The following is a 1114-nucleotide window of genomic DNA, read 5'->3' as shown; positions in this document are numbered from 1 at the left end:
TGCAGGCGTTGAACTGGGTCAACCAAAACACACCAGAAAAAGTAGTCAACGCAGTCAAACTCCAATCCCTTTGCTATTACCAGATTCGCGCTCGGTTTGGCTTGTCCAGTAATCTGGCCCAGCAGGTCTGCAGACGGGTGGCAGGCGCTCGCAAAGTGGCGAGACAGCGCAATCGTCCAGTTAAAGAGTTCAAGCGTAGGTTCGTTACCTACGATGCACGTATCTTCTCGTTTCGCGAGAAAGACTGGACAGTGTCGCTTGCCACGGTTGATGGAAGAGAACGCTTTGAGCTAGCCATTGGCAACTACCAGAGGGGAATGCTGGCTGGCTCTAACCCCAAATCGGCCACCCTAGTCCAGCGCAAAGACGGCTCCTACTCCATCCAGATTTGTGTCGAGGCAGAGCCCCCCAAGCAACAGAACACCGACAAGGTGATTGGTGTTGACCTGGGACGGCGAGACATTGCACATACCTCCGAAGGAGACAACTGGAATGGACAGCAGCTGAACAAAGTCCGAGATCACTACTGTCGGTTAAGAGCGTCTCTTCAGCGCAAGGCCAGTAAGGGCACCCGCAGTTGCAGGCGGCGATGCCGTCAACTGCTGCAACGGCTGTCTGGCAAAGAGAGACGCTTTCAAGCTTGGGTGAACCACAGTATCGCTAAGCGCATCGTTAAAGCAGCTCAATCTCTTTCTGCCTGCATTGCAATTGAGGACTTGAGCGGCATCCGGGGGCGTACCAACCGGCAGCCCCGCAGTCGTGAGGAGCGGCGGCGTAGCAATAGCTGGGCGTTCTACCAGCTGCGGCGGTTTATCGAATACAAGGCTGTGAGGGCGGGTGTCAAAGTGGTAGCTGTCCCTGCGGCCTATACCTCGCAGATCTGCCACAAGTGCCTGCATATTCATCCCAACTCCGCTCAATCCTATCGCAAGGGTAAGCAGTTCAAATGCGGGCACTGCGGTTGGGAAGGGGATGCGGATTTTAACGGTGCGAAGGTGATTGCGCTCTTGGGGGCTGCCGTAAACCAGCCTGGAGGTTCGTGGTTGGCTTGCCAACTGCAGGGCTACCAAAAGCCCGCCCTGTACTGCGAAGCAGTCAGGGTCGGGTAGTTTAC

At 55.7% G+C, this 1114-nt stretch carries 1 protein-coding gene; it reads left to right on the top strand.

What is annotated here, in order from left to right:
• Positions 1–1109, top strand: a 1109-nt coding sequence (locus ACVWY8_RS13780; protein WP_457395668.1) for an RNA-guided endonuclease InsQ/TnpB family protein, incomplete at its 5' end; no start/stop codon positions are given.
• Positions 1110–1114 lie beyond the last annotated feature (5 nt).

The sequence above is a fragment of the Thermostichus sp. OS-CIW-32 genome (assembly GCF_054060415.1).
Note: the sequence above shows the minus strand (reverse complement) of the source record. Positions and strands in the feature narration are given on the sequence as shown.